Source organism: Streptomyces sp. NPDC058697, from assembly GCF_042715345.1.
Classification (GTDB): Bacteria; Actinomycetota; Actinomycetes; order Streptomycetales; family Streptomycetaceae; genus Streptomyces; species Streptomyces liliifuscus.
Window position 1 is genome coordinate 157,858 of sequence record NZ_JBHXSU010000008.1, and the last position, 26,559, is coordinate 184,416.

The 26,559-nt window shown below is 70.6% G+C and carries 27 protein-coding genes; 10 read left to right on the forward strand and 17 right to left on the reverse strand.

Translation table 11 applies throughout. The features are described 5' to 3' along the window. The first annotated feature begins 20 nt into the window (after positions 1-20). Together ACFWXQ_RS21170 and ACFWXQ_RS21175 are read left to right on the forward strand one after the other, a co-directional pair. A complete protein-coding gene (locus ACFWXQ_RS21170) occupies positions 21-1,979 on the forward strand; it encodes a protein kinase (protein ID WP_383952387.1) in 1,959 nt (652 codons plus the stop codon). A gap of 13 nt (positions 1,980-1,992) precedes the next feature. Beyond that, positions 1,993-2,151: a hypothetical protein gene (locus ACFWXQ_RS21175; RefSeq protein WP_107102596.1), complete on the forward strand. Its 159-nt coding sequence runs from the start codon at positions 1,993-1,995 to the stop codon at positions 2,149-2,151. A 54-nt stretch (positions 2,152-2,205) separates the two neighbouring features. Here the strand turns inward: ACFWXQ_RS21175 and ACFWXQ_RS21180 are convergent, their stop codons facing one another. From ACFWXQ_RS21180 to ACFWXQ_RS21195, 4 genes are all read right to left on the reverse strand, one after another. Continuing rightward, positions 2,206-3,420 (reverse strand): sensor histidine kinase, encoded by a 1,215-nt coding sequence (locus ACFWXQ_RS21180; RefSeq protein ID WP_200399768.1) that lies wholly within the window; start codon positions 3,418-3,420, stop codon positions 2,206-2,208. Further along, positions 3,417-5,144 (reverse strand): cation acetate symporter, encoded by a 1,728-nt coding sequence (locus ACFWXQ_RS21185; protein ID WP_383952384.1) that lies wholly within the window; start codon positions 5,142-5,144, stop codon positions 3,417-3,419. The genes ACFWXQ_RS21180 and ACFWXQ_RS21185 overlap by 4 nt, the downstream gene beginning before the upstream one ends. Before the next feature lie 95 nt (positions 5,145-5,239). Further along, a complete protein-coding gene (locus ACFWXQ_RS21190; RefSeq protein WP_055617080.1) occupies positions 5,240-5,596 on the reverse strand; it encodes a hypothetical protein in 357 nt (118 codons plus the stop codon). 10 nt (positions 5,597-5,606) lie between these two features. Then, positions 5,607-6,362 (reverse strand): LytR/AlgR family response regulator transcription factor, encoded by a 756-nt coding sequence (locus ACFWXQ_RS21195; protein ID WP_383952382.1) that lies wholly within the window; start codon positions 6,360-6,362, stop codon positions 5,607-5,609. A gap of 77 nt (positions 6,363-6,439) precedes the next feature. Between ACFWXQ_RS21195 and ACFWXQ_RS21200 the strand changes: the two genes are divergently transcribed. The 3 genes from ACFWXQ_RS21200 (at position 6,440) to rocD (ending at position 9,175) form a co-directional block, all read left to right on the forward strand. After that, positions 6,440-6,934, forward strand: coding sequence for an Lrp/AsnC family transcriptional regulator (locus ACFWXQ_RS21200; RefSeq protein WP_383952380.1), 495 nt, complete (start codon positions 6,440-6,442; stop codon positions 6,932-6,934). A 190-nt stretch (positions 6,935-7,124) separates the two neighbouring features. Continuing rightward, a complete protein-coding gene (ddaH, locus tag ACFWXQ_RS21205; RefSeq protein ID WP_383952378.1) occupies positions 7,125-7,946 on the forward strand; it encodes a dimethylargininase in 822 nt (273 codons plus the stop codon). Continuing rightward, entirely contained in the window at positions 7,943-9,175 is a 1,233-nt protein-coding gene (gene rocD, locus ACFWXQ_RS21210) for an ornithine--oxo-acid transaminase (protein ID WP_383952376.1), read from the forward strand. Before ddaH ends, rocD begins: the two co-directional genes overlap by 4 nt. A gap of 122 nt (positions 9,176-9,297) precedes the next feature. On the opposite strand, the gene ACFWXQ_RS21215 is transcribed toward rocD, so the two are convergent. Genes ACFWXQ_RS21215 through ACFWXQ_RS21230 form a run of 4 tightly spaced genes read right to left on the reverse strand, consistent with a single transcriptional unit; the run spans position 9,298 to position 13,146 of the window. Then, a complete protein-coding gene (locus tag ACFWXQ_RS21215; RefSeq protein WP_386268845.1) occupies positions 9,298-10,605 on the reverse strand; it encodes an NAD(P)/FAD-dependent oxidoreductase in 1,308 nt (435 codons plus the stop codon). Further along, positions 10,602-11,435: an amino acid ABC transporter ATP-binding protein gene (locus tag ACFWXQ_RS21220; protein ID WP_383954112.1), complete on the reverse strand. Its 834-nt coding sequence runs from the start codon at positions 11,433-11,435 to the stop codon at positions 10,602-10,604. The genes ACFWXQ_RS21215 and ACFWXQ_RS21220 overlap by 4 nt, the downstream gene beginning before the upstream one ends. Next, positions 11,432-12,202 carry an amino acid ABC transporter permease gene (locus ACFWXQ_RS21225; protein ID WP_383954114.1) on the reverse strand — a complete coding sequence of 257 codons (771 nt, stop codon included), beginning with the start codon at positions 12,200-12,202 and terminating at the stop codon, positions 11,432-11,434. Before ACFWXQ_RS21225 ends, ACFWXQ_RS21220 begins: the two co-directional genes overlap by 4 nt. 11 nt (positions 12,203-12,213) lie before the next feature. Further along, a complete protein-coding gene (locus ACFWXQ_RS21230; RefSeq protein WP_383954116.1) occupies positions 12,214-13,146 on the reverse strand; it encodes a substrate-binding periplasmic protein in 933 nt (310 codons plus the stop codon). A gap of 266 nt (positions 13,147-13,412) precedes the next feature. On the opposite strand from ACFWXQ_RS21230, the gene ACFWXQ_RS21235 reads away from it, so the two are divergent. The 3 genes from ACFWXQ_RS21235 (at position 13,413) to ACFWXQ_RS21245 (ending at position 16,621) form a co-directional block, all read left to right on the forward strand. Continuing rightward, positions 13,413-14,621 carry a CdaR family transcriptional regulator gene (locus ACFWXQ_RS21235; RefSeq protein WP_383954118.1) on the forward strand — a complete coding sequence of 403 codons (1,209 nt, stop codon included), beginning with the start codon at positions 13,413-13,415 and terminating at the stop codon, positions 14,619-14,621. A gap of 155 nt (positions 14,622-14,776) precedes the next feature. Beyond that, positions 14,777-15,505 carry a lysophospholipid acyltransferase family protein gene (locus ACFWXQ_RS21240; protein WP_383954120.1) on the forward strand — a complete coding sequence of 243 codons (729 nt, stop codon included), beginning with the start codon at positions 14,777-14,779 and terminating at the stop codon, positions 15,503-15,505. Positions 15,506-15,595: 90 nt separating this feature from the next. After that, positions 15,596-16,621 carry an NAD-dependent epimerase/dehydratase family protein gene (locus ACFWXQ_RS21245; RefSeq protein ID WP_383954122.1) on the forward strand — a complete coding sequence of 342 codons (1,026 nt, stop codon included), beginning with the start codon at positions 15,596-15,598 and terminating at the stop codon, positions 16,619-16,621. 72 nt (positions 16,622-16,693) lie between these two features. Here ACFWXQ_RS21245 and ACFWXQ_RS21250 read toward each other — a convergent pair whose 3' ends face one another. The 8 genes from ACFWXQ_RS21250 to ACFWXQ_RS21285 form a co-directional block, all read right to left on the reverse strand. After that, positions 16,694-18,280, reverse strand: coding sequence for an alpha/beta hydrolase (locus tag ACFWXQ_RS21250; RefSeq protein ID WP_383954124.1), 1,587 nt, complete (start codon positions 18,278-18,280; stop codon positions 16,694-16,696). A gap of 146 nt (positions 18,281-18,426) precedes the next feature. Continuing rightward, entirely contained in the window at positions 18,427-19,200 is a 774-nt protein-coding gene (locus ACFWXQ_RS21255) for an urease accessory protein UreD (protein WP_383954126.1), read from the reverse strand. Then, the gene (ureG, locus tag ACFWXQ_RS21260) at positions 19,197-19,880 is read right to left on the reverse strand and encodes an urease accessory protein UreG (RefSeq protein ID WP_383954128.1); all 684 of its coding nucleotides are present in this window, start codon (positions 19,878-19,880) and stop codon (positions 19,197-19,199) included. Before ureG ends, ACFWXQ_RS21255 begins: the two co-directional genes overlap by 4 nt. 215 nt (positions 19,881-20,095) lie before the next feature. Continuing rightward, a complete protein-coding gene (locus ACFWXQ_RS21265; protein WP_383954130.1) occupies positions 20,096-20,770 on the reverse strand; it encodes an urease accessory protein UreF in 675 nt (224 codons plus the stop codon). A gap of 87 nt (positions 20,771-20,857) precedes the next feature. After that, positions 20,858-22,579, reverse strand: a complete 1,722-nt coding sequence (locus tag ACFWXQ_RS21270) for an urease subunit alpha (RefSeq protein WP_386268849.1) — start codon at positions 22,577-22,579, stop codon at positions 20,858-20,860. After that, on the reverse strand, positions 22,572-22,883 hold the full coding sequence (locus tag ACFWXQ_RS21275; RefSeq protein WP_383939112.1) for an urease subunit beta: 312 nt from the start codon (positions 22,881-22,883) through the stop codon (positions 22,572-22,574). Before ACFWXQ_RS21275 ends, ACFWXQ_RS21270 begins: the two co-directional genes overlap by 8 nt. Before the next feature lie 16 nt (positions 22,884-22,899). Continuing rightward, positions 22,900-23,202, reverse strand: a complete 303-nt coding sequence (locus ACFWXQ_RS21280; protein ID WP_055614092.1) for an urease subunit gamma — start codon at positions 23,200-23,202, stop codon at positions 22,900-22,902. A gap of 291 nt (positions 23,203-23,493) precedes the next feature. Beyond that, positions 23,494-24,126, reverse strand: coding sequence for a TetR/AcrR family transcriptional regulator (locus ACFWXQ_RS21285; protein ID WP_383939109.1), 633 nt, complete (start codon positions 24,124-24,126; stop codon positions 23,494-23,496). A gap of 158 nt (positions 24,127-24,284) precedes the next feature. On the opposite strand from ACFWXQ_RS21285, the gene ACFWXQ_RS21290 reads away from it, so the two are divergent. After that, positions 24,285-25,352 (forward strand): ABC transporter permease, encoded by a 1,068-nt coding sequence (locus ACFWXQ_RS21290; RefSeq protein WP_383939107.1) that lies wholly within the window; start codon positions 24,285-24,287, stop codon positions 25,350-25,352. 211 nt (positions 25,353-25,563) lie between these two features. On the opposite strand, the gene ACFWXQ_RS21295 is transcribed toward ACFWXQ_RS21290, so the two are convergent. After that, positions 25,564-25,854, reverse strand: a complete 291-nt coding sequence (locus tag ACFWXQ_RS21295) for a type II toxin-antitoxin system Phd/YefM family antitoxin (RefSeq protein WP_383939104.1) — start codon at positions 25,852-25,854, stop codon at positions 25,564-25,566. A gap of 69 nt (positions 25,855-25,923) precedes the next feature. Between ACFWXQ_RS21295 and ACFWXQ_RS21300 the strand changes: the two genes are divergently transcribed. After that, a complete protein-coding gene (locus tag ACFWXQ_RS21300; RefSeq protein WP_383939101.1) occupies positions 25,924-26,559 on the forward strand; it encodes an ATP-dependent Clp protease proteolytic subunit in 636 nt (211 codons plus the stop codon).

A 26,559-nucleotide genomic window follows, 5' to 3' on the forward strand; every position in this document is an offset into this window, starting at 1 on the left:
GAAACCCCGGGAGTGACCGGATGGCATCAGGATCACCGCAGTCGGGAGTCGGCCGGGTCATCGCCGGCCGGTACCTACTGCTGAACCAGCTGGGCAGCGGCGGCATGGGACATGTCTGGCTCGCCCACGACCAGCGGCTGGCCTGCGAGGTCGCGCTCAAGGAGATCGTGTTCCGCAACCCGGGCGAGGAGGGCGACCGCTCGGCCAGGGTCGCCCGGGCCCGTGCCGAGGCCCGGCACGCCGCGGGGCTGCGCGGCCACCCGCATGTGGTGACCGTGCACGACGTCCTGGAGCACGAGGGGCTGCCCTGGATCGTCATGGAGTACGTGCCGGGCGCGCTCGACCTGCACGCCCTGGTCACCCGGCGCGGGCCGCTGGCCCCCGCCGAGTGCGCCCGCGTCGGACTCGCCGTGCTCGACGCGCTGACCGCCGGGCACGAGCGGGGCGTCATGCACCGGGACGTGAAACCGGCCAACATCCTGCTGGCCCCGGACCGCGCCGGGTCGCCGTACGCCCGGGTGCTGCTCACGGACTACGGCATCTCCGTGCAGCCGGACGGCGGCGAGACGCGGTACACGCAGACCTCCGTGCTGGTGGGCACCGCCGGGTATCTGGCGCCCGAGCGGGCCCAGGGCGGGCCGCCCACCGCCGCCGCGGACCTGTTCTCGCTGGGCTGCACGCTCTACTACGCCGTCGAGGGCTACGGCCCCTTCGACCGCGATACGGGGCTCGCGGCGCTCACCGCCGTCGTACTGGAGGAGCCGCGCCCGACGCTGCGCGCGGGCGCGCTGGAATCGCTCCTGGCGGCCATGCTCACCAAGAACCCCGTCCACCGGATCACCGCGGAGGAGGCCGAGGGCGCGCTGTCCGCGATCCTGACGCCGCAGTCGCATCCCCGGACCCAGTTCGACCCCGGCTCGGAGCCGCCCTGGGCGGGCGGACCCACCCATACGGCCGCACCCCGTGCCCCCGAGCCACCCGGGCCCTCGCAGAGCCACGCGAACGGCTCGCAGTGGTACGCGCCGTCGGCCGCGCAGGAGTCCTCGGCGGCGCCCGGCCGGCAGAACCCCGCGGCCTGGCCGCCGCCCGGGCAGGGGCCCGCCGCCCCGTGGCCGACCGGGCAGGGGTACGGGCCTCCCCCGGCCACCACCAGCAGGCGCCGCCCGCGCCACCGCGTCCTCAAGGCCGTACTGGCGACCGCGCTCGGGCTGGCCCTGGCGGGCGGCGGGACCTGGTACGCGATGGCGTACCTGCCGGGCAAGGGTGCCGGGAAGCCGTACGGGGAGATCGTCGGGCTCACCGACCCGCTCAAGGACGGGGACTGCGTGGACGCCGACTGGAAGACGGGCACCCCCTTCACCGGGCAGCCGGGGCTCAGGGTGGTGTCGTGCGGCAGCAATGACAACGAAGGCCAGGTGATGGCGGTCTTCGAGGCCGCGTCCGCCGACGCGGCACGCACGAGCGGCGCCGCCCAGTGCGCACAACGCACCGAGCTGACCAGTAGCCGGCTCGCGAGCGTACGCTCGTACGCCGCGATCCCGACCGTCGACGGCTTCGACGCCGCCGGGCGTCGCGTCGCATGCCTGCTACTGGACGCGCGCGGCAACGCGGTGTACGGCCCGCTCGGTGACCACCGGAAGCTGGGCACACGCTTCACCGACACGGCCACCATGCAGAAGCGGGACTGCCTGGACGCGCTCTCCGACGAGAGCGCCAGGCTGGTCTCCTGCAAGGGCCCCCACAAGGAGAAGGTGCTCGATTTCCTGAAGATGGGCCTCGACAAGACCCTGGAACAGGCGCGGGACGAGGCGACCGAGGCCTGCCAGCGGGAGATGCCGCCGAACGACTACGGACACGACCCGAACGTCTACGAATCCTCCTCCTGGGTGGGCGAGAGCGCCTGGCAGTCGGGCACACATTTCGTTGTCTGCACTGCAATTCGCAAAGACGGGGGCACCATGGAGAAAGACGAACCATGAGGAGGGTGTTGCGATGCCCGGTTCCACGAAGACCATGGGAGTGCTCACCGTAGGCGGACTGGTGGTGGTCACGGCCTACACGGTGGCGCTCGGGAGCAGCGGCTGGCTGTGGTTCGGCTGGGTCGTGCTCGGTCTGATCACGCTGGCCATGGTGGTGTCGCGCCCCACCTGACGCACTCCGCGCCTCGTCCCCCGGGCAGCTTCGGCGGTCCTGTGCCCGGGGGGCTCATTCGCGGGGCAGTCGTCCCGCCGAGTGCACGCCCGGCTGGTATTTCGGCAGCCTGGCGGTGATTTTCATGCCCGCGCCGAGCGCGGTCTCGATGACGAGGCCGTAGTCGTCGCCGTACACCTGCCGCAGCCGGTCGTCGACGTTCGACAGGCCGATGCCGCCCGAGGGGCTGACCTCGCCGGACAGGATGCGGCGCAGCCGGTCGGGGTCCATGCCGGGGCCGTCGTCCTCGATGACGACGAGGGCCTCGGCGCCCGCGTCCTGCGCGGTGATGGTGATGCGGCTCTTGTCGACCTTCCCCGTGCCGCCTTCGAGGCCGTGCTTCACGGCGTTCTCGACGAGTGGCTGGAGGCAGAGGAAGGGCAGGGTGACCGGGAGTACCTCGGGGGCGATCTGCAGGGTGACCGAGAGCCGGTCGCCGAAGCGGGCCCTGACCAGGGCCAAGTAGTGGTCGATGGCGTGCAGTTCGTCGGCGAGCGTGGTGAAGTCGCCGTGCCTGCGGAACGAGTAGCGGGTGAAGTCGGCGAATTCCAGGAGGAGTTCGCGGGCGCGCTCGGGGTCGGTGCGGACGAACGAGGCGATCACCGCGAGCGAGTTGAAGATGAAGTGCGGGGATATCTGGGCCCGCAGCGCCTTGATCTCGGCCTCGATCAGGCGCGTACGGGACTGGTCGAGGTCGGCGAGTTCCAGTTGGACCGAGACCCAGCGGGCGACCTCGCCGGTTGCTCTCACGAGCACAGCCGACTCGCGGGGCGCGCAGGCGACGAGCGCCCCGTGCACCCGGTCGTCGACGGTGAGGGGGGCGACGACGGCCCAGCGCAGCGGGCAGTACGGCTCGTCGCAGTCGAGTCGGAAGGCCTCGCCGCGGCCGGTCTCCAGGGGGCCGCCCAGCCGCTCCATGATCTGGTCCCGGTGGTGTTCGCCGACGCCCTCCCAGGCGAGGACCGTGTCCTGGTCGGTGAGGCAGAGCGCGTCGGTGCCGAGCAGGGTGCGCAGCCGTCGCGCCGATTTGCGGGCCGTCTCCCCGGTCAGGCCTGCCCTCAGCGGCGGGGCGGCGAGCGACGCGGTGTGCAGGGTCTCGAAGGTGGCGTGCTCCACGGGGGTGCCGAGGCCGCCGAGGCTCGACGGCCGGGAGGTGCGCCGGCCGAGCCAGAACCCGGCGGCCAGCAGCGGGAGTACGGCCACGCAGAGCCCGGCCAGGAAACCGCTCATGCCTTGACCTCCGTGCGTACCTGTCCGCCGGCCAGTTCCTCCGGCAGATGGAAGCGGGCGAGGATCGCGGCGGTTCCGACCGGTACCCGCCCGGGTGTCGCGAGGGACACCAGCACCATCGTCAGGAAGCCCAGGGGCACCGACCAGAGCGCGGGCCAGGCGAGGAGCGCGTGCAGCGAGCCCGTGCCCGGGAAGCCCGCCATGGTGGCGGCGACCGCGAGCAGCGCCGAGCCGCCGCCGACGAGCATCCCGGCCGCGGCGCCCGGCGGGGTGAGCCGGTGCCACCAGATGCCGAGGACGAGCAGCGGGCAGAAGGACGAGGCGGACACCGCGAAGGCGAGCCCCACGGCGTCCGCGACCGGCAGTCCGCCGACGATCGAGCTGGCCGCGAGCGGCACGATCATCGCGAGGACCGTGCCGAGCCGGAAGTGCCGTACGCCGCGTGAGGGCAGCACGTCCTGGGTGAGCACGCCCGCCACCGCCATGGTCAGGCCGGACGCCGTGGACAGGAACGCGGCGAAGGCCCCGCCCGCCACCAGCGCGCCCAGCAGGTCCCCGCCGAGCCCGCCGATCACCCGGTCGGGCAGCAGCAGTACGGCGGCGTCCGCGTCCCCGGTGAGGGTCAGCTCGGGGGCGTAGAGGCGGCCCAGCGCTCCGTAGACAGGCGGCAGGAGATAGAAGGCGCCGATCAGGCCGAGTACGGCGACGGTGGTGCGGCGGGCGGCGACGCCGTGCGGGCTGGTGTAGAAGCGGACGACGACGTGCGGCAGCCCCATGGTGCCGAGGAAGGTGGCGAGGATCAGTCCGTACGTGGCGTACAGCGGGCGTTCCTCGCGGCCCGCGGCGAGGGAGGTGGACATGCCGCCGTTGCTGCCTCGGTCGGCGACGGGGACGGGGTCGCCCTTGGTGAAGGTCAGCCGGGTGCCCTGTTCGATGCGGTGGACGCCCGCCGGGAGCCGGACCCGATCGTCCTCGTACCGCACGCCGTCGACCGTGCCCGTCGCGGTGACGCTCAGTGGTTGGCCGAGTTTGAGGTCGAGTCCGGCGTCGATGCGGACGACCCGGTGCTCGCGGAACGTGGCCGGTTCGTCGAAGGGGCGGTCCGGGGCTCCGTCGCCCTGCCAGGCGAGGACGAGGAAGAGCGCGGGGACCAGCAGGGCGGTGAGTTTGAGCCAGTACTGGAAGGCCTGCACGAAGGTGATGCTGCGCATGCCGCCCGCGGCTACGGTGGCGACCACGACGACGGCCACGATGATGCCGCCGAGGGGCTTGGAGGCTCCGGTCAGGACGTTCAACGTCAGCCCCGCGCCCTGGAGTTGGGGCAGGAGGTAGAGCCAGCCGACACCGACGACGAAGGCTCCGGCCAGCCGCCGTACGGCCTGCGAGGCGAGCCGGGCCTCTGCGAAGTCGGGCAGGGTGTAGGCGCCGGAGCGGCGCAGCGGGGCCGCGACGAAGAGCAGCAGGACGAGATAGCCGGCGGTGTAGCCGACCGGGTACCAGAGCATGTCGGGGCCCTGGACGAGGACGAGGCCCGCGATGCCGAGGAAGGAGGCGGCGGAGAGGTACTCACCGCTGATGGCGGCCGCGTTCAGCCGGGGGCCGACCGTGCGCGAGGCCACGTAGAAGTCCGAAGTGGTACGGGATATGCGCAGGCCGAAGGCGCCGACGAAGACGGTCGCGACGACCACGAGCGCGACCGCGGGGACGGCGTAGTTCTCGTTCACGGGCTGCTCTCGCTCACGCGGTGCTCTCGTTCATGGGCTCAGCGGGTCTCGGTCTCGGGCTGGGTCTCCGTCGCGGTCTCGGTCTCCGTCTCGGGCTAGCGGTCCTCGACGAGGCGGACGAAGTCCTTCTCGTTGCGGTCGGCGCGGCGTACGTACCAGCGGGCGAGCAGCACCAGCGGCGGGTAGACGCAGAAGCCGAGCACGATCCACTCCAGGCTGGAGCTGTCGCCCATCGACGCGAACACCAGCGGCAGCGGGCCCACGAGAAGGACGAGCACGGCGAACACCGTGAGCGCGGCACGCAGTTGGGAGCGCATCAGCGAGCGGACGTAGGTGTGCCCGAGCGTGGTCTGCTCGTCGATCTCGGTACGCGGGCGGGAGCGGCTCAGCGGGCGCGTACGGCGCGGTGGGCCGGTGACGACGACACGGCGGTCGGTGGGGTCCTGGGGCATCTGGGTCTCCTCAGCTCGCGGTCCGGCGCATCAGCAGGTCGCGCAGTTCGCGTGCGTGACGGCGGCTGACCTGCAGTTCGACCGAGTCGACCAGGACGCTGACGGTACCCGCGTCCAGGCGGAGTTCGCTGATGTGGCCGAGGGAGACGAGATGGCGGCGGTGGATGCGGACGAAACCGCGCGAGCGCCAGCGTTCCTCAAGGGTGGAGAGCGGGATGCGGACGAGGTGGCTGCCCTGGGCGGTGTGCAGCCGCGCGTAGTCGCCCTGGGCCTCGACGTGGGTGATGTCCTCCACGGCGACGAAGCGGGTGACTCCCCCGAGCTCGACGGATATGTGGTCCGGGTCGGGTTCGTGCACGGGTATCAGCGGGGCCGCGTCCATCTGCTCGACGGCCCGGCGGACGGCCTCGGCCAGGCGTTCCCGGCGTACGGGCTTCAGGACGTAGTCGACGGCCTTCAGGTCGAAGGCCTGCACCGCGAAGCCCTCGTGGGCGGTGACGAAGACGACGAGCGGCGGTTTGGCGAACCCGGCGAGCAGCCGTGCCATGTCGAGCCCGTCGAGCCCTGGCATGTGGATGTCGAGGAAGACGACGTCGATGCCCTCGTCGCCGTCGGGGCCGCTCTCCAGGGCGCGGTTGATCCGGCGCAGCGCCGCCGTGGCATCGCTCGCGCCCTCGACGCTGCTCACCCGTGGATCGGCGTCCAGCAGATAGAGCAGCTCTTCGAGGGAGGGCGGTTCGTCGTCGACGGCGAGGGCGCGCAGCATGAACCCGGAGTGTAGGAGCAATTCGCACGCCTGCACATGCGGCGGGCCAGGTCGTCGCCGCTGGATACAGTGCCCGCATGACACCCACGTCCGCCCCCTTCGACGATCTCGACCGCAAGATCGTCACGGCTCTGATGGCGAACGCCCGCACGAGCTTCGCCGAGATCGGCGCGACGGTCGGCCTTTCCGCCACCGCGGTCAAGCGCCGGGTCGACCGGATGCGCGAGACCGGCGTGATCACCGGGTTCTCGGCGACGGTGGAACCGGCCGCGCTGGGCTGGCGCACGGAGGCGTACGTGGAGGTGTACTGCGAGGGCGCCGCCCCGCCCCGGCGGCTCGCGGAGGTGATGCGCAACCATCCCGAGATCACAGCCGCCATGACGGTGACCGGTGGCGCGGACGCGCTGCTGCATGTGCGGGCCCGGGACGTGGAGCACTTCGAGGAGGTGCTGGAGCGGATCCGGGTGGAGCCGTTCATCCGCAAGACGATCAGCTACATGGTGCTGTCGCATCTGCTGCCGGAGAGCCCGGAGGCGGGGGCGAGCCAGCCCGCTCCGGAACCGGGGGCGTGAGCGTTTCCCGCGGCGGACAGCGGTAGCGGGCCCCCTCCGGACCACCCGCGCAGCAATCGTGCGCGGACCGGTCCGAACACGCAGCATCCCTGCGGTGACGCGCAATCACTGATTCTTGTCGAGAGTGGCCTCCGCTTCCTACCGTTGAGGTATCCCACCCAACACCGCAGGAAAGCGGAGGAACCCCTCTGTGCCCATGAGCCGTGTGCCGCGATCGAGGCGCTTCCTTGTCTGCGAACCCAGACACTTCGCCGTGCAGTACGCCATCAATCCCTGGATGCATGAGGACACACCGGTCGACGTCGATCTGGCCCGAGGACAGTGGGCGGAGCTGATCCGCGCCTACCGCGCCCACGGCCACACCGTCGACAGTGTGGAACCGGTCGCCGGTCTGCCGGACATGGTCTTCGCCGCGAACTCGGCGCTGGTCGTGGCCGGCCGGGTCTTCGGCTCGCTCTTCCACGCACCGCAGCGCCGCCCGGAGTCGACCGCGTACGAGACGTGGTTCAAGAACGCGGGCTACGACGTCTACCGGCCCGAGGCGGTGTGCGAGGGCGAGGGCGACCTGGTCTTCGCCGGCCGCGTTCTCCTGGCCGGCACCGGATTCCGTACGGAACGGGCCGCCCACCACGAGGTGCAGGAGTTCTTCGGCGTCCCGACGGTCAGCCTCACGCTGGTGGACCCGCGCTTCTACCACCTGGACACCGCGCTGTTCGTGCTCGACGACGGACCCGAGGCGAACATCGCGTACTACCCGGAGGCATTCTCGGCGGGCAGCCGTGAGGTGCTCCGGCTGCTGTTCCCGGACGCGGTGATCGCCACGCACGAGGACGCGATGGCGTTCGGGCTGAACTCCGTCTCGGACGGCCGCCACGTCTTCATCGCGCCGCGCGCCGAGGCGCTCGCGGGCGAGCTCGCCGGCCACGGCTATGTTCCCGTCCCCGTCGACCTGTCGGAGTTCCAGAAGGCAGGCGGGGGCATCAAGTGCTGCACCCAGGAGATCCGCTCATGACCATCGCTGCCAGCCGTTCCGTGCGTTCGTCCGCCGAGCTGATCCGCGCCGAGGAGCCCGTCCTCGCGCAGAACTACCACCCGCTGCCCGTGGTCGTCGCGCGCGCCGAGGGCGCCTGGGTGGAGGACGTCGAGGGCCGCCGCTACCTCGACATGCTGGCCGGCTACTCGGCCCTCAACTTCGGGCACCGCCACCCGGCGCTGATCGAGGCGGCCCACCGGCAGCTCGACCAGCTGACGCTCACCTCGCGAGCCTTCCACAACGACCGGCTGGCCCAGTTCGCGGAGTCCCTGGCCGAGTTGACGGGCCTGGACATGGTGCTGCCGATGAACACGGGCGCCGAGGCCGTGGAGAGCGCCATCAAGGTGGCCCGCAAGTGGGCGTACGAGGTGAAGGGCGTCGCTCCGGACCGGGCGACCATCGTCGTGGCCGCCGACAACTTCCACGGCCGTACGACGACGATCGTCAGCTTCTCCACCGACGAGACGGCACGCGCGGGCTTCGGTCCCTTCACGCCGGGCTTCCGCGTGGTCCCGTACAACGATCTCGCCGCGCTCGAAGCGGCCGTCGACGAGACGACCGCGGCCGTCCTGATCGAGCCGATCCAGGGCGAGGCCGGTGTCGTCATCCCGGACGACGGCTATCTGCGCGGCGTCCGCGAACTGACCCGGCGCACCGGATGCCTGTTCATCGCGGACGAGATCCAGTCGGGCCTCGGCCGTACGGGACGCACGCTCGCCGTCGAGCACGAGGACGTCGTCCCGGACATGCTGCTGCTCGGCAAGGCGCTCGGCGGCGGCATCGTGCCGGTCTCCGCGGTGGTCGCGCGGCGTGACGTGCTCCAGGTGCTGCGGCCGGGTGAGCACGGCTCGACGTTCGGCGGCAACCCGCTGTCCGCGGCGGTCGGCTCGGCCGTCGTGGAACTGCTGGAGACCGGCGAATACCAGCGCAGGGCCGCGGAGTTGGGCATCGTACTGCGCGGCGGCCTGACCTCCCTCGTCGGCAAGGGCGTCCAGAGCTTCCGGGCCCGCGGCCTGTGGGCGGGCGTCGACATCGACCCCGCCATCGGCACCGGCCGCGACATCAGTGAACGCCTCATGCGAGAGGGAGTCCTGGTGAAGGACACCCACGGCTCGACGATCCGCCTCGCTCCCCCACTGACGATCACGGGAGAGGAACTCCAGACGGCCCTGGCCTCCCTGGAAAAGGTCCTGACGGAAGGGGCCTGACGACAAGGGGCGCCCCTCTGCTGATTCAGAGGGGCGCCCCTGCTTTTAGGGGCGCGGGGAACTGCGCGACAAGCCCCCACCGGCCTGCGGCCAACAACCCACCCGCCCCGAGGCACGACGGCTCAGGACAGCAGCCGATCGAACCGAAACGGCGCGAGCGCTTCGGGCCGCCGCCCCGAGCGGATGTACTCGGCGAGCCGATGCCCCGTAACCGGCCCGAGCGTCACCCCCAGCATCCCGTGCCCGGTGGCCGCGAACGCGTTCCCATGCCCCGGCACACGGTCGATCACCGGAAGCCCGTCGGGAAGGAAGGGCCGCCCCCCGACCCAGGGATCCCGGATCAGACTGACCAGATCGTCCGGATCGTCGAACCAGCGCCCCAGATAGTGCCGACTGGCAAGCGCGACAGCCACGATCCGCCGCCAGTCGAGGCGGTTGTTGTTCCCGCTCAACTCCATCGTGCCGCCGATCCGCGTCGTGCCCCCGATCGGCGAGGCGACAGCCCTGCGCTCGCCGAAGTACAGCGTGTGCCGGGGCGCCGGATCCAGGTCGACCGAGAAGCTGTAGCCCTTGCCGGCCTGGAGGGGCAGCGGACTCCCCAGGGCACGCAGCAGACCCGGCGAACGCATACCGGCCGCGACCACGACGGCGGAACAGGGAATCTCGCCCTGGGCGGTGCGCAGCGCGGTGACCCGCCCGCCCGAGGACCGGAACCCGGTGGCCTCCGCGTTCTCGTGGACCTTCACGCCCAGGGCCGCCAACGCCTCCCCGAGCGCGCGGGCGAACGCCTCCGGGTCGACCACCCCCTCCCCCTCGACGAGATAGGCCGCCCGCACCCGGGACGACAGCGCGTCGTCCAGCAGTCGCGCCTCGCGCCCCGTGGTCACGTCGTCGGGCATCGGATAGCGGCCGTCCGCCATCTCCCGCTGGACCGCGAGATGGTGCCGGGCCTCGGCCGGCGACAGGAACGCGTGGACCATGCCGGGCCGGGTCAGCGTCGTGTCGACGCCCGCCTCGCGAAGGCCGTCGAAGAGGTCGAAGGTGTCCTGGTTGAGCTCGGCGATCGCCGCGTAACCGCGCCGGAAGGCGGCCGGAGTGCTGCTGCGCCAGAACCGCCACAGCCACCGCACGAACGCCGGGTCGGGCAACGGCCGCAGATAGAGCGGCGAGTCGGGCCGGCCCAGCGAACGCATCGCATAGCGCAGGACCCCTGGGGCGGGCACCGGCGTCGAATGGCTGAGGCAGACCCATCCGGCGTTGCCCCGAGACACCCCCGAGCCGAGGCCGCGCCGCTCGACGACCTCCACGGAGACACCGGCCACGGCCAGGTAGTACGCCGTGCACAGCCCGACGACACCGCCTCCGACGACCACGACGGGGTGGTCGCCGACCGGTCCCGTCGTACCGGCCGCGGTGGACGCAGCGGTCATGACGCGGTTCCGTACGAGGCGAGGAACTCCCGGGTACGGGCCTGGGCGGGGCTGTCGAGGACGTCCTCGGGCCTGCCCTCCTCCACGATCCGGCCGCCGTCGACGAAGACGACGTGGTCGGCGACCTCGCGGGCGAAGGGCAGTTCGTGGGTGACCAGGAGCATGGTCATCCCGTCCGCGGCGAGTTCACGCATCACGCTCAGGACCTCCCGGGTGGCCTCCGGGTCCAGGGAGGACGTGGGTTCGTCGAAGAGGAGCACCTCGGGCCTGAGCGCGAGGGCCCGGGCGATGGCCACGCGCTGCTGCTCGCCACCGGAGAGCTGGTCGGGGTGGGCGAGGGCGCGGTGGGCGACCTTGACCCGGCGCAGGAGGGCGACGGCCCGTTCCAGCGCCTCCTGTTCGGGGATGCCCGCCTTGCGCTGGGCGAGGACGACGTTCTCGACGGCCGTGAGGTGCGGGAACAGATGGAACCGCTGGAAGACCATGCCGACGGTGCGGCGCAGCCGGGCCAGATCGCGGCAGACCGTACGGCCGCCTTGGTGGACGACCTCTCCGGCGACCTCGACCGTGCCCTTGTCCGGCCGTTCGAGGAGGTTGACGCAGCGCATCAGAGTCGTCTTGCCGCCGCCGCTCTGGCCGATGACGCTCACGATGCGGCCGCGGCCGACCTCCAGGTGGACGTCGTCGAGCACGAGGCGGCCGTCGAAGGACTTGCTCAGCCCGTCGATCCGTACGACGGCTTCGGGAGCCGGAGACGCCCCCGTGGTCTGGTCGGCCTCGGCGGTCTTCGTGGTCTCGTTGGACTTCGTGGTGGTGACGGGCTCGGTCATACCGTCGCCTCCTTCCGGTCGGCGTCCACGACGAGGTCGCTCGCGAGCAGGGCGCGGGCCGCCCGCATCCGGCGCCGGCGCCACGGGGACAGCGGGACGCCCGCCCGTACCTTCCGCTCCAGCAGCAGGAGGAGCTGGGAGAGCGGGTAGCAGAGGGCGAAGTAGATGGCCGAGATGACCAGGTAGACCTCCAGTGCCCGGAAGGTGGCCGACGTGATGAGCCGTCCCTCGGACATCAGCTCGGCGGCGGAGACGGTGACGAGCAGCGAGGTGGATTTCAGCAGGTCGACCAGCATGGTGTTGGTGCCGGGCAGCGCCTGCCGCAGGGCCTGTGGCAGGACGATGTGGCTGAAGATGCCGGTCCTGCCCAGGCCGAGAGCCTCACCTGCCTCGGTCTGTCCGGCGTGGACGCCGCTGATCGCGGAGCGGAAGATCTCGGACAGGTAGGCGGCGTAGAAGACGACGAGGCTCACACAGCCGGCCGTGAAGACGTCCAGCCGCAGCCCGGCGGAGGCCAGCCCGAAGTAGGTCAGGAAGATGATGGCCAGCAGCGGGACGTTCTTGAAGACCTCGGTGTAGACGGCGGCGACGGCCCGCGCGGGCCACGCCCTGCTCAGCCGCAGCAGTGCCACGGCCAGGCCGAGGAGCACCGCGCCGACGAAGCTCACCGCCGTGTAGGAGACGGTGCGCCAGAGTGCGTCGAGGAGGTCGGACCGGTAGTCGGACCAGGGGACCTGGAAGAGGCCGGAGGCGATGTCGTTCGTCACTGTTCAGCCCCTCACTGCGCGATGGACGGGGGCGTCCAGTCCTGGGGCCGGTCCACTCCCCGGCGCGCGGTGGCGACGTCGGCGGAGGGCTTGAGGAACTGCTCGGGGTCGCCGCCGTACTTCTTGACGAGCTTCTCCAGTTCGCCGTTCTCGTACATGGCGTCGATCTGCGCGGAGAGGGCCTTTTCCAGCTTGGTGGCCTTCTTGGGCAGGTAGAAGCCGGTCTGGTAGGGCTGGAAGTACTCGTAGGCCGGCTTCGCCTTGACCTGTGCGGCGGTCGGCGGCGTCATGTACTGGGTGTCGATCTTCAGGTCCGGGCGTTCCTTCTGTGCCGCGATGATGATCAGCGGGTCGAGGAATCCGACGTCCACGCGGCCCGCGCCGAGGTCGTCGAACACGCCGTTGGCGTCGGGGTAGGCGTGCAGCTTGGCACCGGGCACGGCCTGGATGGACTTGACCCAGACGTACCCCTCGACCGTGCCGAGCTGCAGGCCCTCCAGGTCGTCGACCGTCTTGTACGTCCTGCCGGACCGTACGGCCATCGCCGGGGGCGAGTAGTAGGGCGGGTCGGTGAACAGGCCCTGTTTCTGCCGGTCTGCGGACCAGGCGACGCCGCCGATCGTGACGTCCACGCGGCGGGACTGCACCCCGGCGAGCATGCCCGCGAAGTCGGTCACCTGGGGCTTGACCTCAAGGCCGAGCTTCTTGGCCGCGTAGGCGAGGATGTCGCCGTCCAGACCGACGATCTTGTCGCCCTGGACGCTGGTGTAGGGCGCGTACGGCTGGACGGCCACCTTGATCACGCCTGGCGTGATCGTGCCGAGCGCGGCGGTCTTCGCGGACACGTTCTTCGGTTCGTCGTCGCCGTCCGAACCACAGCCGGCGACCGCCGGTATCAGGAGAATCGCTGACAGAGCAGCGACGAGTGAGCGCACACGGATCATCGGCTTGGGCCTTCCGTAAGGCACGGGTATCGGCACTGAAGGAGCCCGCCGTTCACCGCGCTGTGCCCCCGGCGGGGATGTGATGGGCTCATACGCTAGGGACCGGCCGGTCGTGCGTCACCGTTCACTTCGTACGAACTTGCGGCCGAAATCACGCGGTCTGCTGTACGGTGCGTCCACTCCGACACCTCGGGTCCATCGTCGATCCACCCCCGGTCCGTCCGCCGGTCCGGCCCCGGTCCGTCCCCTCGACGGGAGGAACGCCCGTGCTGAGTCCGTCGCTCGCCCAGGAGATCGCCGGGGACACCTCCGCGGTCATCGGCTTCAACGTGCTGATCACCGACGCGGACGGGATGGTCATCGGCAGCGGTGACACCCACCGGGTCGGCACGTTCCACGAGGCGTCCGTCGAGGTGATCCGTACACAGGAACCGGCCACGCACAACGCGTCGCAGGCCCATCGGCTCCAGGGCGTACGCCCGGGTGTCACCCTGCCGCTGGTCACCGACGGGCAGGCGGTGGGGACGGTCGGGATCACCGGTACGCCCGCCCAGGTGCGCCGGTTCGGCCTGCTGGTGAAGCGGCAGACGGAGATCCTGCTCCGGGAGTCGGTGATGCTCCGCTCCCGGCTGCTCGCCGAACGGGCGGCGGAGAAGCTGCTGGCCGACCTCGCCTCGTACGACCCGCAGGTGGTGGAGGGCGACTTCCTCGTCTTCCGGGCCGCCGAACTGGGCTTCGACCTGCGGTTGCGGCGGGTCGCGGTGGCCTTCGAGGTGACCGTGCCGGACACGGGCGGCCGTCGGCACGGCACACCGACGCGGGACATGGCGCTGGTCCGCTCGGAGCTGCTCCGCACGGTCCGCGAGGTGTTCGCCGACCCGCAGGACATCATCGCCACGACGGCTCCCGGCTGGATCGGCGTACTGCACCGGCTCCAGCCCGACCAGCCGGAGGCCGGCCTGTCGGTCGGCTGCCGACGCGTCACCGACCTGATCGCCGCTCAGGGCGGCCTCACGGCCCGCGCGGGGATCGGCGAACCGGCCGCCTCTGTCGGCGCCCTGCACGACTCCTACCAGGACGCGTGCGACGCGCTGCGCCTCGGCGCCCGGCTGGCGGGCCGTGCCCCCGTCCACCTGATCACCGATCTGCGGGTCCACCAGGTCCTGGCCGCGGTCGGCCAGCCCGCGCGCAACCGCCTGCTCGACCTGACCGCCACGGACCTGCGCGCCCAGCCGGACTGGCCGGTGCTCCGCGACACGATCACCGCGTGGTGCGAGAACGGCTTCAACCTCGTACGGGCGTCCGCGGCGCTGCACGTCCACCGCAACACCGTGGTCTACCGCATGAACAAGATCGAGCAGATCACCGGCCGGCCCCTGCGGGAGCACCGGACCACCATGGCGTTGTATCTCGCCTGCCTGGCCGACCAGTTGGGCAGCGGCGACGCGTCAGGATCGAGCCAGGTACTGCCCTGACAGGTGGTCCGGAAGAGGACAGCGGGGCAGCATGAGTGCGTTCGGGGACGGTTACGGGAAACCGCCCCTGCACATACACTGGCGTCCCGCAGCACACCTGTTGACCAGCCAGAACGCGGCGGTTGAGCCGATCCTGTGAAGTGAGGAGCGACCCCTTGTTCTATTACGTTCTCAAGTACGTGATTCTGGGACCGCTGTTGCGGCTGGTCTTCCGCCCCCGGATCGAGGGTCTGGAGCACGTACCGGCGACAGGTGCGGCCATCGTCGCAGGCAATCACCTGTCGTTCTCGGACCACTTCCTGATGCCCGCGATCCTCAAGCGGCGCATCACGTTCCTCGCCAAGGCCGAGTACTTCACCGGCCCGGGCGTCAGAGGCCGGCTGACGGCGGCCTTCTTCCGCAGCGCCGGGCAGATCCCGGTGGACCGCTCCGGCAAGGATGCGGGCCAGGCGGCCATCCGCGAGGGCCTCGGCGTACTGAGCAAGGACGAGCTGCTCGGCATCTACCCGGAGGGCACCCGCTCGCACGACGGGCGCCTCTACAAGGGCAAGGTCGGCGTCGCCGTGATGGCGCTCAAGGCCGGGGTCCCGGTCATCCCGTGCGCGATGATCGGCACCTTCGAGGCCCAGCCCCCGGGCCGGAAGATCCCGAAGATCCACCCCGTGTCGATCCGCTTCGGCGAGCCCCTCGAATTCTCCCGCTACTCGGGCATGGAGAACGAGAAGGCGATCCTGCGCGCCATCACCGACGAGATCATGTACGCGATCCTCACCCTCTCCGAGCAGGAGTACGTCGACCGGTACGCGGCCGTCGTCAAGGCGGAGGAGACCGCCGAGAAGGCGGCGCTGGCGAAGCGCAAGTTCCCCCGTATGCCGCTGAGGTGACTGTCGCCGGGCCGATGTCCGCCGGGCCGGGACGATCTGCCCTCAGCTAATGCACTGGGATCCCGGCGGCCCGGGCCCTACGGTCACCCCATGGGACGAGCTGTGGTGATCGGAGCGACGGGGCAGATCGGGCGGGTGGCCGTGGGGGCGCTCGCCACGGACGGCTGGGAGGTGACGGCCGTCTCGCGGGGCGGGGGACGGGACGAGTCCTGGCCCGATGGAGTGCGGACGGCACGGGCGGACCGCGCGGACGACTCCGCCCTGGCCGCCGCGGTCGGCGACGGCTGCGACGTACTGGTGGACATGGTGGCCTACGGGCCGGAGCACGCACGGCAGTTGACGAGTCTGGCCGGTCGCGTCGGATCGGCCGTGGTGGTCTCCAGCCTCTCGGTTTACGAGGACGACAAGGGCCGCAACTTCGATACGCAGGAGCAGCCCGACGGGTTCCCGGAGTATCCGGTGCCCGTGCCCGAGGGCCAGCGGACCATCGCGCCCGGCGAAACCTCCTACAGCACCCGCAAGGCCGGTCTGGAACGTGAACTGCTCGCCGCGGCCGACCAGTTGCCGACCACGCTGCTGCGCGCGGGCGCGATCCACGGGCCGCACTGCCGTACCCCGCGCGAGCTGTACTTCGTCAAGCGCAACCTGGACGGCCGGCGGCGACGCGTGCTCGCGTACGGCGGGGAGAGCCGGTTCCATCCGGCGAGCGTCCACAACATCGCGGAGCTGGTCAGGCTGGCCGCGCGGAGGCCCGGAGCCCGGGCGCTGAACGCCGTCGATCCCGACGCGCCCACGGTGGCGGAGATCGCCGTGGCCATCGATGCGGTGATGGGCGTCGAGACCGAGAGCGTCCTGGTCGACGGGCCCGCCCCCGCCGAGACCGTGGGCGACACTCCGTGGTCCGTTCCGCACCCGGTGGTCTGCGACATGACGGCAGCCGAACGGGAGTTGGGGTACCGGGCGGTGGCGCGGTATGCGGAGACACTGCCGGACACGGTCGCCTGGATCGAGCGTCAACTGGCAGGCCGGGACTGGCGGGAGGCGTACCCGAAGATGTTCCAGAGCTACGGCGACCTCTTCGACTACGCGGCGGAGGACGCCTGGCTGCGGGCATGAACGAGGGGCGGCCGGAATCCCGACCGCCCCTTATCCACGTACTGCTGCTTGACTCCTACTGCACTCCTGCTGCTACGGCTTGGGCGTGGCGTGCGGGGTGCACGTCACGTCGGCCGCGTCGACCTTGCCGGTGAGCAGGTAGGTGTCCACCCTGTCGTTGATGCAGGGGTTGGCCAGACCGGTCACACCGTGCGAGCCCGCGTCCTTCTCGGTGATCAGGCGGGAGCCCTTGAACCGCTTGTGCAGTTCGACGCCACCCTCGTACGGAGTCGCGGCGTCACGCGTGGCCTGCACGATCAGGACGGGCGGCAGACCCTTGCCGGACTTCACGTTGACCGGGGTCTGCTGCTTGGCGGGCCAGGTCGCGCACGGCAGGTTCAGCCAGGCGTTGGCCCACGTCATGAACGGGTAGTTCTTGTGCAGCGCGGTGTTGTCGCGGTCCCACTTCTTCCAGCTGGTGGGCCACTTGGCGTCGGTGCACTCGACGGCCGTGTAGACGGCGTTGCCGTTCTCCGAGGCGATGTTGCCCGCGGTGTCCGACGGGTCGGGGGCCGCGGCGTCGACGAGTGCCTGGGTGTCACCGGCGACGTACTTGCTGAACACGGTCGCGACCGGCACCCACGACGAGTCGTAGTACGGGGCGCTCTGGAAGAAGCCGATGAGCTCGGCCGGGCCGACGACACCACCGATGGGGTTCTTCTTGGCGGTGGCGCGCAGCTTCAGCCACTGCGCCTGGACCTTGGCCCGGGTGTCGCCGAGGTGGAAGGCCGCGTCGTTCTTGGCGACCCAGTCCTGCCAGTCCTTCCAGCGCATCTCGAAGGCGACGTCCTGGTCGAGGTTGGCCTCGTACCAGATCTTCTCGCGCGACGGGTTGACGACACTGTCCGCGATCATGCGGCGGACGTGGGTCGGGTACATCGTGCCGTAGACGGCGGCGATGTACGTGCCGTACGAGACGCCCAGGAAGTTGAGCTTCTTCTCGCCGAGCGCGGCCCGGATGACATCCAGGTCACGGACGGTGTTGGGGGTCGTCATCTGCGGCAGCATGTCGCCGCTGCGCTCGGCGCAGCCGTCCGCGTACTCGGCGGCGAGCTTGCGCTGGGCGCGCTTGTCGGCCTCGGAGTCCGGCACCGGGTCCATCTTCGGCGCCTTCACGAACTCCTGCGGGTCGATGCAGGAGATGGGGGCCGAGTGGCCGACGCCGCGCGGGTCGAAGCCCACGAAGTCGTATGCCTTCGACGCCTTCACCCAGAGCGGGTTCTTGTTGGTGACCCGGGTCGGGAAGCGCAGTCCGGAGCCGCCGGGGCCGCCCGGGTTGTAGACGAGTGCGCCCTGGCGCTCCGCCTTCGTGCCCGTATTGCCGATGCGGTCCACGGCGAGCTTGATCTTCTTGCCGTTGGGCTTCGCGTAGTCGAGCGGGACCGTGACCCAGCCGCACTGGATGGGCTTCGCGATCCCCCAGTCGGCCGGACAGTCCGTCCAGTCGATGCCTGCCTTGGCCGCGCGAGCGGCGGCGATCGCGGCGCCGCGCGTCTGGCTGTCCTGGCCGTGGCGGCTCTCCGCGCTGGCCGTGGGGGCCGCGACGGCGCCGGCTATCAGCGTCGCTGTGACGAGCGCTCCGGCCGAGCCGAACGCCGTCGCCCTTCTCAAACCCCTCAAGTGAGTCCTCCCCCTGCTGTCTACTGTCGTTGTGGTCAGTAGGGGGGATCCTTCCGGCTGTGAGGTCCCTGAGAACAGGGGTGAAGTGGCTTTTTTGCCAATCCGATAACCGGAACATCACTGCCCGTTGAGCGGTGCGGTTTGTTTCAGTCGAGTGCGCCGAGCGCCTCGTCGAGGACGCGCCGCAGGCGCAGCGCGTCGGGCGCGAGCGCGGTCACGAGAGCCCCGGGACCGGCGAGCGGAGTGAGCACGGCGTACTCCCCCAGCAACCGCGCCGCGACCGGCTGCCGACCGAACTCCGGTCGTACGACGACGAGTTGCCCTAGCGCCCGATGCCCGGCGAGCACGGCGGGACCGTCCCACCCGCCCGGCGCCCCGGGCCCGCAGGACAGCTCCTGGTCGAGCAGCGGACGCCCGTCGAGCCGCACGGTGAGCCGGCTGGCAAGCCGCCCGGGCTCCTCGTTGGCCCGCCCGAGCACCTGCTCCTCGCGCAGCACCAGCCGCGCACCGGCGGCAAGGTCCACACAGGTGCTCACGCACAGCTCACTGCCATTGGCGGAGATCAACTGCTCGGGCAGCCAGCGCAGTTCACCGCCTTCGGCCACCGTGAGCCGTACGTCGTAGCGCGCCTCGCCCTTGGCCTGCCCCGGCAGCGCGATGGTGGCAGCGGCCGACCCGACGTGCAGCCGCGCACCGCCCCCGACCTCCGCCTCGACGGTGAAGTGATCACCGCCCAGGGGCCCGCTCATCGCCCCGACCAGCATGACCCGCGCCTCGGAACCACTGGCCCGCGTACGCCGCAGGGCGAGCGGCCCCTGCCCCTCCAGAGTGGGCAGGGCGGTCCCGCCCCGCCCGTCGTCCCGAGCCAGGATCCGCGCGAGGGCACGCACCCCAGCCACCTCGACCTCGCCGGTCGTCATGCCGTCCACGCGGCGAGCTGCGCCCGCACCCAGGCGGCAACGTCCTTCACCCCGTCCTCGCCCCGCAACGACTGGAACACGACCGGCAGTTCGGCCCGCTGAGCCTTGGCATCGGCGGCCATCCGCCCGAGGTCGGACCCGACGTACGGAGCGAGGTCGGTCTTGTTGACCACAAGCAAGTCGGCGGTAGTAACCCCAGGCCCACCCTTGCGCGGAATGTCGTCCCCGCCCGCGACATCGATCACAAAGATCTGAGCGTCAACAAGCCCCTTGCTGAAGGTAGCGGTGAGATTGTCACCCCCGGACTCGACAAGGACGAGATCCAGAGGCCCGACCTCATCCTCCAGATCCTCGACGGCTTCGAGATTCGCGGAGATGTCGTCCCGAATAGCCGTGTGCGGACAGGCCCCGGTCTCCACGGCAGTGATCCGCTCGGGCGGCAACACGGCCTCCCGCAACAGAAACTCGGCGTCCTCACGCGTATAGATGTCATTGGTCACGACGGCCAACGCCAACTCATCCCGCAGAAACCGACAGAGCGCCGCCACGGTAGCGGTCTTCCCGGACCCGACGGGCCCCCCGAGCCCGATCCGCAGGGCCCGCCGCCGCCCGTCGGGCCGGTGGGCGTCGGCGCTCACGGCCGGGGGGCCGTCATGGGTGTGAAGGTGATCGAGGTGCATGGTGGCGGCTCCTTTTCGCTGAGTGTTTTCTCTCCGTGGCGGAACACTTCTTGGCGGAACACTTCTTGGCTTCTTGGCGGAACTCTCTGGGCCCGGGCCGACTATTCAGCCCGTCCGGCGTTTGAGGACGAGGCCGTTCAGGCCGACAAGGGGGGTTTGGGGGCGCAGCCCCCAAAAGGGACGGGAATGGGTAGGGGCGGCGGGGGCGAAAAAACCTACGAGGCAAACAGCCGCACAGCCCAAGCAGCATGCACCTCCGCACTGATCTCCAACACGGGCGCAGAAGCCGCAGGCAACACCCCGACCCCACCCCCCAACGCACACCGCGCCACCGCACTCGCCTGCCCCGCCACCAGATCAACCTCAGGAGCCAACCGAGCCAACACCCCGGTCGCATCGAACGGATCAAGACTCAGCAACCGCACCGTCGCACTCGCCGGCCCACTGACACTCTCGTACACAGCGCAGTACGCGGCATCCTCCGCCCCGAGCCCCGCGGCCCGGGCAGCCAGCCCAAGAACGACCGGCTGATGGGCACCCTTGGGGAACTCCCGCGCCAGCGCGTCGAGTTCGGCGGACGGCCATGTCGCCCGAGCGGCCCGCATCAACTGCCGCCCGAGCTTCCGGGCGGCGACCCGCAGGGCGAGGGACGGCGTACGGGCGTCCGCGGCCCCGTCCAGTTCCACGGGATCGACCCCAAGGGCGGCGGCAGCGGCAAGGGAGGCCGACACCAGCCCGGCCGTGTACAACCGCCCCCGGCAGAACTCCTCCAGGCTCCCCGCACCGGTGATCCGCCCGGCCTTGACCGCCGCCTCGGCACCGCCGGAGTGGGCATGCCCCCCGGCGGGAAACCGGCCGTCGGCCAGCACAAGCAACGCAGCACGTGACATGACGAGCCTCAGCACTCGGAATCAGCAGAAATCGAACCCGGAAGAACCACAAGAACCAGCTGGCCCAGCCCAGCTGAGCCAGCAGGATCAGAACAGGAAATACCTCTGAGCCATGGGCAGTTCGGCAGCAGGCGTGGCCTCCACCAGCTCCCCGTCGATCGTGACGGCGAAGCTGTCGGGATCGATCTGCACCCGCGGCCGCGCGTCGTTCTCCCGCATGTCCGCCTTGGTCACCCCACGCGTCGACTCGATCGACACGAACCGCTTGCCGAGCCCGAGCCGCTCCGGCAGCCCGTCCTCGATCGCGATCGGTGCGACGAAGTTGAACGAGTTGGAGGCGGGCGCCCGCCCGATCGCCCCGAACATCGGCCGGGGCAGAATCGGCTGGGGCGTGGGAATGGACGCGTTGGCGTCGCCCATCTGCGCGTACGCGATCTGCCCGCCCTTGACGACGAGATGCGGCTTGACGCCGAAGAACGCGGGCTCCCACAGCACGAGGTCGGCGAGCTTCCCGGTCTCGACGGAGCCGACCTCGCGGGCGAGTCCCTGGGCGAGGGCCGGGTTGATCGTGTACTTGGCGACATAGCGACGTACACGACGATTGTCGGCGCGTCCGTCCCCGGGCAGCGCGCCCCGCCGCCGCTTCATGACGTGCGCGGTCTGCCAGGTCCGCATGATGACCTCGCCCACGCGCCCCATGGCCTGTGCGTCGGAGGAGATGATCGAGATCGCGCCGAGGTCGTGCAGGATGTCCTCGGCGCCGATGGTGGTGGGCCGGATCCGGGACTCGGCGAAGGCGAGGTCCTCGGGCACGGCCGCGTTGAGGTGGTGGCAGACCATCAGCATGTCGAGGTGTTCCTCGGCGGTGTTGACGGTGTAGGGCCGGGTCGGGTTGGTCGAACTGGGCAGCACATGCCCCTCGGAGACCACACTCATGATGTCGGGCGCGTGCCCACCGCCCGCACCTTCCGTGTGGTACGCGTGGATTGTGCGGCCCGCGATCGCGGCGAGCGTGTCGGCCACGAACCCGGCTTCGTTGAGGGTGTCCGTGTGGATGGCGATCTGCGCACCGGTCCGGTCCGCCACGGTGAGCGCGGCGTCGATGACGGCGGGCGTGGACCCCCAGTCCTCGTGCAGCTTGAGGCCGAGCGCCCCGCCGCGCAGCTGGGAGAGCATCGCCTCGTGGGAGACGGTGTTGCCCTTGCCGAGAAGCCCGAAGTTGAGCGGGTACTCCTCCATCGCCTCCAGCATCCGGGCCAGATGCCAGGGTCCGGGCGTGACGGTGGTCGCCTTGGAACCCTCGGCCGGGCCGGTGCCGCCGCCGACGAGCGTGGTGATGCCGGAAGCCAGCGCCTCATCGGCGATCTGCGGACAGATCAAGTGCACATGGGCGTCGATCGCCCCCGCTGTCAGGATCCGCCCGTTGCCCGCGATGATCTCGGTCTCCGGGCCGATCACCAGGTCCGGGTGCACCCCGTCCATGGTGTCCGGGTTGCCCGCCTTGCCGATGCCGGTGATCCGGCCGTCGCGGATGCCGACGTCGGCCTTGACGATCCCCCAGTGGTCGATGATCACCGCACCCGTGATGACGGTGTCCGGGGTGCCGTCTGCGCGCGTAGCGCGCGACTGGCCCATCGACTCGCGGATGACCTTGCCACCGCCGAACACGGCCTCGTCACCGGCGCGTCCGGGGCCGCCGGAGCGGTCCTCCTCGATCTCGATCAGCAGATCGGTGTCGGCGAGCCGAATGCGGTCGCCGGTGGTGGGGCCGAACAGGTCGGCGTACGCGGCACGCGAGATCTCAGGCATCGAGGGCACCTCCGGTCTCGCCGCGCAGGCCGGGCACGACGCGGGCGCCGGTGAGCGGGACGATTTCGACCTCGACGGGGATCCCGGGCTCGAAGCGCACGGCGGTGCCGGCGGCGACGTTGAGCCGCTTGCCACGCGCGGCGGCGCGGTCGAACTCCAGACCGGGGTTGGCCTCGGCGAAGTGGTAGTGGGAGCCGACCTGTACGGGCCGGTCGGCGGCGTTGAGGACGGTGAGCTGGGTGACCTCAAGGCCTTCGTTGAAGGCGACGGGTCCGTCTGCGAACAGGATCTCTCCGGGAATCATGGCTGCCGCTCCCCCGTCAGACGATCGGGTCGTGGACGGTGACGAGCTTGGTGCCGTCCGGGAAGGTGGCCTCCACCTGGACGTCGTGGATCATCTCGGGGATGCCCTCCATGACGTCCTCGCGGGTGAGGATCTTGCGCCCGGAGGCCATGAGTTCGGCCACGGTACGGCCGTCCCGGGCCCCTTCGAGGATGTGCGAGGTGATCAGGGCGACGGCCTCGGGGTGGTTGAGCTTCAGCCCCCGGGCCCTGCGCTTCTCGGCCACATCGGCGGCCACATGGATGAGCAGCCTCTCCTGCTCGTGCGGCGTCAGTTGCACGGCGTCCACCTCACAGTCCTCGCTCCGGACCGTGCGGGGTCCGGCTGCCGCAGCCACCACGAAGGATTCGGATGCAGTACGCGACTGCGGTACGCGGCCGGAATGCGCGACTCTGCGCGTCCCGGGCTGCGAAAACCCCTGGTGACGTGGTGGTGCAGGCTAGTTGCGCGGGATTTCAGGGACGTTAACCGCCGCGCGGGGATTCGCACGGGAATCACGGAGAACGAGCCGACCGGCCGACGGGATCGCCGGCCCGTGCCCCGCACCCCGACGTCGATGAACCGGGCCACGTCAGCGCGGCGCCTCCATGCTCATCAACCCCCGCAGACCGTCCTGGATCACCTCGACGGGCGCCGAGCCGAAGAGCGCCTGCTGGGCGGCGAAGCCCTGTGCGGCGGCGATCATGGTCCTGGCGACGTGGTCGGCGGGAATGTCCGCGCGCATCAACCCGGCCTCCTGATAGCCCTCGACGACCTTCACCCAGGCCGCGCGCACGGTGACGAAGCCCGTGCGCAGCACCTGCGACAGCTCGCTGTCACGGAGCGTCTCCGTCCAGACCTGGATCATCAGCCGGGGGAAGGATGTCTCTCCGTCCCAGCTCAGCCCGAACTTTCCCCCTCCCCCCAGCCCGAGCACCTGGGTCATGACCCGACCGACGAGCACGTCGGGAGGCGGGGGCGGAGTCTGCCTGGCGGCCTCTTCGAAGGCCCCGCGAATACCTCCGAGGACCTCGGTGACGATGGCCGCGATCAGCTCGTCCTTACCGGTGAAGTAGCGGTAGACCGCACCCGCCGAGAGGTCCACCTCCTTCAGCACGTCCTGCATCGACGTGGCATGGAACCCGTTGCGGGCGAAGCAGCGGGCCGCGCCGTCGAGGATCTGACGGCGACGGGCGTCGAGGTGTTCCTGGGATACGCGGGCCATGCCTGAAAGCTAAAACGAACATTCCTTCTTGACAAGTCGAGGCACCGGCAGGACAGTGACGGAACAAGCAAAACGAACGATCCTTCTTTTTAGCGGGACCGCTCTCACTGCCGACCCCCATCCCATCCACATCCCCATCCACATCAAGGGAAGAGACGATGTCCGCCGCATCCGCTACGCACACCGGGACCACGTCACCAGGCTCACCGCAGCCGTCACAGTCGCCGCAGCAGCCGAGCCCGTCGTCGCACGGCCGCCATGTCGTCGCCGTCGTCGTACTGGTGCCTGTACTGGTGGCCCTCGCCCTGTGGGCCTTCGCCTGGCCCGCGGCCCGTACCGCGCCGCGCGATCTGCCCCTCGGCGTGGCGGGCCCGGCGACAGCGGCCGCCCAGGTCCAGAAGCAGCTCGAAGAGCACGAGGGCGCCTTCGAGATCCACCGCTACGCCGACGAGGCCGCCGCCCGGGACGCCATCGAGGACCGGACCGTATACGGCGCGGTCGTCGTCACCGCGCAGGGGCCGAAGCTGTTGACCGCCTCTGCCGCGAGCCCGCTCGTGGCGCAGCTGCTCCAGCAGTCGGTGACCCAGCAGGCGGGCGGCGCACAGGTGCGTACCGTCGATGTCGTACCGGCGGCCGAGGACGACCCGCGCGGCTCGGCCCTGACGTCGAGCGTGCTGCCGCTGACGCTGGCGGGCATCGCCGCGGGTGCCGTCGTGACCCTGCTCGGACTGAGCGGGCGGCGCGCGATCGCCGCGCTGGTCGGTGCGTCCGCGCTCGTCGGCCTGGTGGCTGCCGCTCTCGCGGGCAGCTGGCTCGGCGCGCTCACCGGGAACTGGTGGGCCCAGGCGGGCGCCCTGGGCCTGGCCACGCTGGCGGTCGGCGCCGCCGTCGCGGGTCTGGCGGCCCTGCTGGGCACTCCGGGCGTCGGACTGGGCGCGTTCGTCGTGATGATGCTCGGCAACCCGTTCTCCGGCGCCGCCACGGCACCCGAGATGCTGCCCGACCCGGTCGGCACGATCGGCCAGTGGCTGCCACCGGGCGCCGGCGTCTCACTGCTCCGCTCGATCTCGTTCTTCGACGGAGCCGCCGCATCCGGCCCGGCCCTCACCCTGACCTGGTGGGCCACCCTGGGACTCGGCGCGACCCTCCTGGGCAGCGCACTCAAGCGCCGCAAGGAATCAACGGCACCGACAACGACCGAGCACGAGCCCGCGCCGGCGAACTGACACCCGCAAAGCCGACCGTGCACCCCTGAAGTAGCGGACAGGGGTGCACGGTCTTACGCGCTTCAGGGGTAGGCGATCTTACGCGTTTACCTACTCAGCCTTATGAGCGCCGCTCAGCCCAACCCACCCAGGGGCGCGGGGAACTGCGCGACAAGCCCCCACCGGGCCGGCACCCGGCACACAAGCGCAACCACCCCACACCACAAGCCGCCTAGGACGCCCCCGGCCCCCGATGCTCCGCCGCAATCCCGAACCGCTGCCGTTCGCGAGGAGCGGAACCCACCTCCCGAACACTCGACACCGCACTGACCACCGGCGACTCCACCCCCGCCTCGATCGCCGCGTCGAGTTTCTCGAGTCGCTCCAGGTCAGCCGCGGACACGAGAGCGACAAGCGCCTTCCCGTGCCGCGTCACGACGACGCGCTCACCGCCGTACACCACGCGGTTGATCAGGTCGGCGAGCTCAGCCCTGGCTTGCGTCACCGGAATCTCGTAGGCCATGCTCCCCATCATAACGTCATGTACGTCCTGTACATTTTTTACAGGACCTCTCCCGGAGGAGCGTGTGTCATGACCCGACCGTCCGCCCGCCATGTCCTGCCCGAGTTCACCGAACGCACGAGTTCGGGGAGTCGGACCATGGACCCGTACTCGAAGCTGCTGGAAGAGCGGATCGTGTTTCTCGGGACGCCGATCGACGACGTGTCGGCGAACGACGTGATGGCGCAGTTCATGCACCTCGAGTACCAGGCGCCCGACAGGGACATCTCGCTCTACATCAATTCGCCCGGCGGCTCGTTCAGTGCGATGACGGCCGTCTACGACACGATGCAGTTCGTCAGCTGCGAGGTGGAGACCATCTGCCTGGGGCAGGCGGCGTCGGCCGCGGCGGTGCTGCTCGCGGCCGGCACACCGGGCAAGCGGTACGCGCTGCCGGGCGCCCGCGTGCTGATCCACCAGCCGTCGTTCTCCGAGCCCGTCCAGGGACAGGCGTCCGACCTGGCCATTCAGGCCGACGAGTTGATGCGTACGCGTGGGCAGTTGGAGGAGATGCTCGCCCGGCACACGGGTCAGAGCCGGGAGCGGATCGGTGCAGACATCGAGCGGGACAAGATCCTGGACGCGCAGGCGGCGCTGGAGTACGGGCTGATCGACCGGATCGTCCCGAGCCGGAAGTCCACCCAGAGCGCACGCGGCGCGAGGTGA

Excerpts from the sequence above, each read along its gene's own strand:
- ACFWXQ_RS21180 (WP_200399768.1), bottom strand. The coding sequence starts at position 3,420 with ATGAGCGGTTTCCTGGCCGGGCTCTGCGTGGCCGTACTCCCGCTGCTG.
- ACFWXQ_RS21275 (WP_383939112.1), bottom strand. The coding sequence starts at position 22,883 with ATGATTCCCGGAGAGATCCTGTTCGCAGACGGACCCGTCGCCTTCAAC.
- ACFWXQ_RS21220 (WP_383954112.1), bottom strand. The coding sequence starts at position 11,435 with ATGACCGAGCCCGTCACCACCACGAAGTCCAACGAGACCACGAAGACC.
- ACFWXQ_RS21170 (WP_383952387.1), top strand. The coding sequence starts at position 21 with ATGGCATCAGGATCACCGCAGTCGGGAGTCGGCCGGGTCATCGCCGGC.
- ACFWXQ_RS21295 (WP_383939104.1), bottom strand. The coding sequence starts at position 25,854 with ATGGCCTACGAGATTCCGGTGACGCAAGCCAGGGCTGAGCTCGCCGAC.
- rocD (WP_383952376.1), top strand. The coding sequence starts at position 7,943 with ATGACCATCGCTGCCAGCCGTTCCGTGCGTTCGTCCGCCGAGCTGATC.
- ACFWXQ_RS21215 (WP_386268845.1), bottom strand. The coding sequence starts at position 10,605 with ATGACCGCTGCGTCCACCGCGGCCGGTACGACGGGACCGGTCGGCGAC.
- ACFWXQ_RS21175 (WP_107102596.1), top strand. The coding sequence starts at position 1,993 with ATGCCCGGTTCCACGAAGACCATGGGAGTGCTCACCGTAGGCGGACTG.
- ACFWXQ_RS21285 (WP_383939109.1), bottom strand. The coding sequence starts at position 24,126 with ATGGCCCGCGTATCCCAGGAACACCTCGACGCCCGTCGCCGTCAGATC.
- ACFWXQ_RS21270 (WP_386268849.1), bottom strand. The coding sequence starts at position 22,579 with ATGCCTGAGATCTCGCGTGCCGCGTACGCCGACCTGTTCGGCCCCACC.
- ACFWXQ_RS21265 (WP_383954130.1), bottom strand. The coding sequence starts at position 20,770 with ATGTCACGTGCTGCGTTGCTTGTGCTGGCCGACGGCCGGTTTCCCGCC.
- ACFWXQ_RS21190 (WP_055617080.1), bottom strand. The coding sequence starts at position 5,596 with ATGCCCCAGGACCCCACCGACCGCCGTGTCGTCGTCACCGGCCCACCG.
- ACFWXQ_RS21230 (WP_383954116.1), bottom strand. The coding sequence starts at position 13,146 with ATGATCCGTGTGCGCTCACTCGTCGCTGCTCTGTCAGCGATTCTCCTG.
- ACFWXQ_RS21195 (WP_383952382.1), bottom strand. The coding sequence starts at position 6,362 with ATGCTGCGCGCCCTCGCCGTCGACGACGAACCGCCCTCCCTCGAAGAG.
- ACFWXQ_RS21200 (WP_383952380.1), top strand. The coding sequence starts at position 6,440 with ATGACACCCACGTCCGCCCCCTTCGACGATCTCGACCGCAAGATCGTC.
- ACFWXQ_RS21245 (WP_383954122.1), top strand. The coding sequence starts at position 15,596 with ATGGGACGAGCTGTGGTGATCGGAGCGACGGGGCAGATCGGGCGGGTG.
- ACFWXQ_RS21255 (WP_383954126.1), bottom strand. The coding sequence starts at position 19,200 with ATGACGACCGGCGAGGTCGAGGTGGCTGGGGTGCGTGCCCTCGCGCGG.
- ureG (WP_383954128.1), bottom strand. The coding sequence starts at position 19,880 with ATGCACCTCGATCACCTTCACACCCATGACGGCCCCCCGGCCGTGAGC.
- ACFWXQ_RS21300 (WP_383939101.1), top strand. The coding sequence starts at position 25,924 with ATGACCCGACCGTCCGCCCGCCATGTCCTGCCCGAGTTCACCGAACGC.
- ACFWXQ_RS21290 (WP_383939107.1), top strand. The coding sequence starts at position 24,285 with ATGTCCGCCGCATCCGCTACGCACACCGGGACCACGTCACCAGGCTCA.